This is a genomic window from Streptomyces sp. NPDC059499 (assembly GCF_042749285.1).
Taxonomy (GTDB): domain Bacteria; phylum Actinomycetota; class Actinomycetes; order Streptomycetales; family Streptomycetaceae; genus Streptomyces.
In genome coordinates this window covers 1-7,850 of record NZ_JBHYTT010000033.1, presented here as the reverse complement: position 1 = coordinate 7,850, position 7,850 = coordinate 1, and the positions used below count along the sequence as shown (strand labels likewise).

Annotated in this window: 1 protein-coding gene; it reads right to left on the bottom strand. The window is 69.7% G+C overall.

Annotated features, from left to right (window positions below):
* On the bottom strand, positions 1–7,769 hold a 7,769-nt coding region (locus tag ACFW9O_RS36470; protein ID WP_384615456.1), incomplete at its 3' end, for an SDR family NAD(P)-dependent oxidoreductase.
* Positions 7,770–7,850 lie beyond the last annotated feature (81 nt).

The window sequence follows — 7,850 nt, the reverse complement described above, 5'->3', positions numbered from 1 at the left end:
CCACCATCCACATCCACCAACACCACCCGACCCGGCTGCTCCAACTGCACCGACCGCACCAACCCCCACACCGCAGCCCCCGCCGGATCACCAGCTGTGGCATTCCGGGTGAGCACCACGAGGGGCTGAGGGCCGGCATCCGATCGATCCGCTCGGCTCTGGAGTTCCGCGAGAGCCCTCACGACCAGGTCGCGTGCTGCCCGTGGGCCTGCTGTCGGCTGCTCGGCTGTCAGATCGAGAATGTTTTCCGGTGGCAGCGCCCCGCTGCCCGGAGCGTGCGTGACAACCACCGGCTGCCAGTCCACGCGGTAGAGCGAATCGCGCACGGTGGCGTCCGTCCCGGCCGAGCGATCGGCGCGGACGGAGCGGAGTACGAGTGACCCGATCTCAGCGACCGGGCGGCCCGTGCCGTCCGTGAGGGTGAAGGACACGCCCTCACCGTCAGCCGGTTTGGCGTGCACACGCAGGGTCGTGGCGCCGACCGCGTGCAGAGAAACGTCGTTCCAGGCGAACGGCAGGAGTACCTGGCCCGGTTCTGCCATCGGTACCGCGCCGAAGTTCGCCGCTTGCAGGGCCGCATCCAGGAGTGCCGGGTGCAGCCCGTACTTGACCGCCTCGGGCACCAGAGCCTCCGGCAAGGCCAGTTCCGCAAACACTTCCCGGCCGCGCCGCCACGCGGCACGCACGCCCTGGAACGCAGGACCGTACGCGTACCCCTGCTCCGCCAACCCCTCGTAGAACCCCTCCACCGACACCGGCTCCGCACCCGCCGGAGGCCATGACTCGAAGCCGAACGCGGGCTCTTGGGCCGCTGCCGACAACAGACCGTCGACGTGCCGGTCCCACGGTGTCTCGGGGTCGGAATCCTCGGGCCGGGAGTAGATGTGCAGCGGTCGCCGACCGGCTTCGTCCTCTCCGCCCAGTCCGACCCTGAGCTGCACCGCACCGTGCGCGGGAAGGGTGAGCGGAGATTCGATCACCAGCTCTTCGACGGTGCCGAGGCCGGCCTCCTCCCCGGCACGCAACGCCAGTTCCAGGAACGCCGCCCCCGGCAGCAGCACGCTGCCGGACACCTCGTGGTCGGCCAACCACGGCTGTGCCCGCAGGGACAGCCGACTCGTGAACAGTTCGCCACCCGAATCGGGCAGTCCGACCACGGCTCCGAGCAGCGGGTGCTCCGCTGCGGTCAGACCTGCTGACGACACGTCGCCCGCGCTCTGAGGTGCCTCCAGCCAGTAGCGCTGGTGCTGGAAGGCGTACGTGGGCAACTCGACACGTCGGGCGTCCGGTTCGCCGTACGCCGTCGACCAGTCGACTCGAATGCCGCGGACGAACAGCTCCGCGACGGACAGGAGGATCCGGTCCAGGTCCCCGTCGTCGCGGCGGAGTGTCCCGGTCACGACGCTCGGCGCCTCAAGCTTCTCGTCCAGGGTCTCCTGAATGCTGTGCGCAAGAACGGGATGGGCACTCACCTCGACGAACGCCCGGAAGCCCTCCGCGACCAAGGCCGTGGTCGCGTCGGCGAAGCGCACCGTCTGCCGCAGGTTCCGGAACCAGTAACCACCGTCCAGCTCAGTGCCGTCCACCCAACGGCCGTCCACCGAGGAGTACATGGGAATGGTCGCGGTCCGGGGCTTCAACCCGGCAAGTACCTCGGCCAGCTCGGCCTCGATCAACTCGACATGGGAGGTGTGGGACGCGTAGTCCACCGGCACCCGGCGAACCCGGACACCCTGCGACTCGTACTCGGCCACCAACCGGTCCAACGCCACCGGATCCCCCGCCACCACCACCGACGACGGACCATTGACCGCAGCCAACTCCACACCCACACCCAGCCGCACCTCCCCCACCGGAAGAGCAACCGACACCATCCCGCCACGACCGGCCAGACCACCCGCAATCGCACGACTACGCAACACCACCACCCGCGCCGCGTCCTCCAACGACAACACACCCGCCACACACGCCGCCGCGATCTCCCCCTGCGAATGCCCCACCACCGCATCCGCCCGCACCCCGAACGACCCCCACACCCGCGCCAACGCCACCATCACCGCAAACGACACCGGCTGCACCACATCCACCCGATCCAACGACGCAGCACCCTCCACCCCCCGCACCACATCCAGCACCGACCACCCACTCACCGACCCCAACACACCACTCACCTCCGTCAACGCCCGAGCGAACACCGGCGAAGAATCAAGGAGGTCGCGACCCATCCCCACCCACTGCGAACCCTGCCCCGGGAAAACGAACACCGTCCGACCCGACACATCCGCCACACCCGACACCACACCAGACCCCACACCACCCCCAGCCACCACCGACACACCAGCCAACGCACCACCACGATCCCCAGCCACCACCACCGCACGATGGGCAAACGCTCCGCGCGTCGTCGTCAGCGCGTGTCCGATCGCCGTGTCCGGCAGATCCTGATGCTCACGCGCGAACGACTCCAGGCGTTCCGCCTGGCCCCGCAGCCCCTGCGCCGAGGCACCGGAAATCACCCACGGCACCACAGCAGGTCCCGGATCACTCACACCGGACGACACCCCGCCCTCAGAAGCAACCGGGGCCTGCTCCACAATCACGTGCGCGTTCGTCCCACTCACACCGAACGCCGACACACCCGCCCTGCGCGGACGATCCACCTCCGGCCACGACCGGGCCTCCGTCAGCAACTCCACAGCCCCCGACGACCAGTCCACCTTCGACGACGGCTCATCCACATGCAGCGTCCTCGGCAACACACCATGCCGAATCGCCTGCACCATCTTGATGACACCCGCCACACCCGCCGCAGCCTGCGCATGACCGATGTTCGACTTCACGGAGCCCATCCACAGGGGCGACTCCGCGGGGCGGCCCTTCCCGTACGTCGCCAGCAGTGCCTGCGCCTCGATGGGATCGCCCAGCGGGGTTCCCGTGCCGTGCGCCTCGACCGCATCGACCTCCGACGCGGACAGGCGCGCGCCGGCCAGCGCCTGGCGGATCACCCGCTCCTGCGACGGACCGTTCGGAGCGGTGAGACCGTTGGACGCACCGTCCTGATTGACAGCGGAACCCCGCACCACCGCGAGAACCTCATGCCCGAGCCGCCGCGCATCGGACAACCGCTCCACCAGCAAGATGCCGACACCTTCCGACATGCCGAATCCGTCTGCGCTCTCGGCAAAAGCCTTGCTACGTCCGTCTGTGGCGAGCCCGCGCTGCCGGCTGAAGCCGACGACTCCTTCCAGCGTCGACATGACGGAGACACCGCCCGCGAGTGCGAGCGTGCATTCCCCGTTTCGCAGGGCCTGTACCGCCAGATGCAAGGCGACCAGCGACGACGAGCAGGCGGTGTCAACGGTCAGGGCGGGGCCCTCCAGCCCCAAGGTGTACGAGACGCGGCCGGAGAGGACGCTGCCCGCATTGCCGGTCACGAGGTAGCCCTCGTCGGCCTGGCCTGCCGTTTCGCCCGTGCCGTAGTCCTGACCATGAGTACCGACGAACACTCCGGTGGGCGTGCCCTTCAGCGACGCCGGGTCGATGCCCGCCCGCTCGAGTACCTCCCAGGACACCTCCAGCAGCAGCCGCTGCTGCGGGTCCATGGCCAGCGCCTCGCGCGGGTTGATCCCGAAGAACCCTGCGTCGAAGCCCCCGACGTCCTGGAGGAATCCGCCACCACGGACGTATGTCTTCCCGGGGGAATCCGGGTCAGGATCGTAGAGACCGTCCAGGTCCCAGCCACGGTCGGACGGCAGCCCGGTGATGACGTCACCGCCCGCCTCGACCAACTGCCAAAGGTCCTCCGCCGACGACAGTCCACCCGGGAAGCGGCACCCGATCGCCACGATCGCGATCGGCTCGTCAGCCGGAGCCCCCGGTGCGTGTGAGGAAGACGAAGCGACGGCGGGATCGTGCGGCTGTTGCTGTCCGAGGGCCTCCTCGCCGAGCAGTTCGGTCCGCAGGTGGCCGGCGAGTTCGGAGGCCGTCGGGTAGTTGAAGACCAGGGTGACGGGCAGCCGCAGACCCGTGGCCGCGGTGAGCCGGTTGCGCAGTTCGACCGCGGTGAGCGAGTCGACTCCCAGTTCCTTGAACGCCCGTTGCGCTTCGATCGCGTCGGCCGTGGCGTGACCGAGGACGGCCGCCGCGCTGGTGCGCACCAGATCGAGCAGCACATCGAGCTGCTCGTCCGCCCCGAGCGTGATCAGCCGCCGCTTCAGCGTCGACGCGCTGTCGCTGCCCGCTGCGGTATCACGTCGAATCACGCGGCGCGTCGGCGCGGGCACCAGGTCGCTCAGCAGGACGGGAATCTCCGCGCTGTCGCGTACGGCGGCCAGGTCGAGCCGGATGGGGACGAGTGCCGGACTGTCGCTCTCCAGCGCGGCGTCGAAAAGTGCGAGCCCCTGCTCGGCGGAGAGCGGCCTCGTACCGGCTCGGGCCATCCTGGCCAGATCGGTGTCGCTGAGCCGTCCGCCCATGCCGGCGGATTCCGCCCACAGTCCCCAGGCGAGGGACACGGCAGCAAGTCCCTTCGCACGCCGGTGCACGGCCAGGGCGTCGAGGAAGGCGTTACCGGCCGCGTAGTTGCCCTGGCCCGAGCCGCCGAAGGTGGAGGAGGCGGACGAGTAGAGGACGAACGCCGTCAGGTCCAGGCCCTCGGTCAGCTCGTGCAGATGCCACGCCGCGTCCACCTTGGGCCGCAGTGCGGTGTGCCACCGCTGCGCGTCGAGCTCCCCGATCACACGGTCGTCGACCACGCCCGCCACATGGACCACCGCGGTCAGCCGGTCGGAGACAGCGGCGACGATCCGCGCCAGAGCCTCGCGGTCCCCCACGTCGGCGGCGACCGCACTCACGCGGACGCCGGATGCCGACAGCTCCGCCAGTCGTTCGTCCGGCACTCCGGACCGGGACACGAGCACGAGCTCGGCCACTTCGTGGGAGCGGACGAGGTGATCGGTGACGAGCCGTCCCAGACCGCCGGTGGCGCCTGTGACCAGCACAGTGCCTCCAGTGAGTCGCGGGCGCTCCGGCAGAGCGGCTGACTGCGCACGCGTGAGACGGGCCACGAGCGCCTGCTCTCCGCGGACCGCCACCTGAGGCTCGTCCAGCAGCCCACCGCCGAGTCCGGCGGACACCGACTCCTCGTCGAAGCGTTCCACCTCGAGCAGTCCGAACCGGCCGGGATGTTCGGACTGGGCAGTGCGGACGAGGCCCCGGACCGGTTCCTGGACCAGGTCGTCGCGGCGCGTGGCGACCACCAGACGGGACGCCTGGGTCCGGGGATCGGCCAGCCATTCCTGCAACACTCCGAGGACGTTCAGGCCGACCGCGTGTACCTGCTCAGGAACGGTCCGGTCCGGCGAGCCGTCGGGCGTCCTGAGGACGACCACGGGGGGTACGGAGGGCTCGGAGGCCCCCAGACCCGTGTGGAACGTCCACTGCGGCGTTTCGGATGCTGCCGCGGGACCGGGAACCCACACGACTTCGAAGAGTGAGCCGCCCAGTTGAGGAGCAGAGGTACGCAGGCGTGCCGGATCGACGGGCCGGACGGTCAGAGCATCGATGTCGAGGACAGGAGCACCGGTGTCGTCGGCGGCGCTGATCGACACGGTGTCCGGACCCGCCGGAGCCAGGACCACCCGAAGGGAACGTGCCCCGGTTGCGTGGAGCCGGACACCCGCCCAGGAGAAGGCCAGCCGGGGACTGTCCGGGTCGGCAAAGAAGTCCGACACGGAGAGCGGGTGCAGGGCGGCGTCGAGCAGCGCGGGATGGATTCCGTAGCCGTCGATTTCGTCAGACGTACCCGCGCCGGATTCGGGGAGCCGCAGTGCCGCGTACACGCGCCCGTCCCGTACCCAGGCCGCTTCGACGGCCCGGAACGCCGGACCGTAGTCGACGGTCAGACGGTCGTAGAAGCCGTCCAGGTCGACGGGCCGGGCGCCGGCCGGCGGCCACGAGGTGAGATCTGCCTGTGCGGGGGACGGCTCCGAGGACGCCGTCAGGAGGCCGGTGGCGTTCTCGCTCCAGCGCTCGTCGGCGCCGGACCGGGTGTACACCCGCACCACCCGTGTGCCGGGGCCTTCCTCTTGTTCGACGGTGATCTGAAGGTCAACGCCCCCGCCGTCCGGGACGACGATCGGCGCGGAGATCGTCAACTCGTCCACGACCGGTACCCGCAGCCGCTCACCGATATGGCACAGCATGTCCAGCAGCGCTGTACCCGGCAGCAGCATCGGACCGCCTACGCGATGATCGTCCAGCCAGGGGTGCTCGCGCTGTGTCAGACGGCCCGAGAACACGCTGCGGTCGGTATCCGCCAGCGTGATCGCGGCTTGCAGGAGCGGGTGGCCCGCTTCCTCCAGACCGACTGCGGCAAGGTCGCCTGCTCCGGGCGAAGGTTCGAGCCAGTAGCGCTGACGTTGGAAGGCGTACGTGGGCAACTCGACGCGACGCGGTACCGGTTCACCGAAGGAGGTCGACCAGTCGACGGGGATCCCTCGGACGTACAGCTCCGCCACGGACAGCAACATGCGGTCCGGTCCTCCGTCGTCGCGGCGGAGTGTGCCGGTGACGACGCTGGGCGCCTGAGGACTCGCGTCCAAGGTCTCCTGAATGCTGTGCGCCAGGACGGGATGGGCACTCACCTCGACGAACGCCCGGAAGCCCTCCGCGACCAGGGCCGTGGTCGCGTCGGCGAAGCGCACCGTCTGCCGCAGGTTCCGGAACCAATAGCCACCGTCCAGCTCGGTGCCGTCCACCCAACGGCCGTCCACCGACGAGTACATCGGGATGGTCGCGGTCCGGGGCTTCAACCCGGCAAGTACGTCGGCCAGCTCGGCCTCGATCAACTCGACATGAGAGGTATGCGACGCGTAGTCCACCGGCACCCGGCGAACCCGGACACCCTCCGCCTCGTACTCGGCAACCAACCGGTCCAACGCCTCCGGATCCCCCGCCACCACCACCGACGACGGACCATTGACCGCAGCAAGCTCCACACCCTCACCCAGCCGCACCTCCTCCACCGGAAGAGCCACCGACACCATCCCGCCACGACCGGCCAGACCACCCGCAATCGCACGACTACGCAACACCACCACCCGCGCCGCGTCCTCCAACGACAACACACCCGCCACACACGCCGCCGCGATCTCCCCCTGCGAATGCCCCACCACCGCATCCGCCCGCACCCCGAACGACCCCCACACCCGCGCCAACGCCACCATCACCGCAAACGACACCGGCTGCACCACATCCACCCGATCCAACGACGCAGCACCCTCCACCCCCCGCACCACATCCAGCACCGACCACCCACTCACCGACCCCAACACACCACTCACCTCAACCAACGCCCGAGCGAACACCGGCGAAGAATCAAGGAGGTCGCGACCCATCCCCACCCACTGCGAACCCTGCCCCGGGAAAACGAACACCGACCGGCCCGACACATCCGCCACACCCGACACCACACCAGACCCCACACCACCCCCAGCCACCACCGACACACCAGCCAACGCACCGGCCCAACCCCCGGCAGCCACCACCGCACGGTGCTCCAGACCCGCGCGCCCCACAGCAAGCGAATGACCCACCCCGGCAAGCGTCACGTCCGAACCCCCGACGAAGGTCCGGAGCCGCTCGGCCTGGGCCCGCAGGGCGTCCGCCGTGCGGGCCGACACCACCCACGGCACGGCCGCGGGCTCGGAAACCGGTGCCGTCTCCTGGGCGTCCCCGGACGCGAGCACGGGAGCCTCCTCCAGGATCACGTGGGCGTTCGTTCCGCTCACACCGAACGAGGACACACCCGCCCTGCGCGGACGATCCACCTCCGGCCACGACCTGGACTC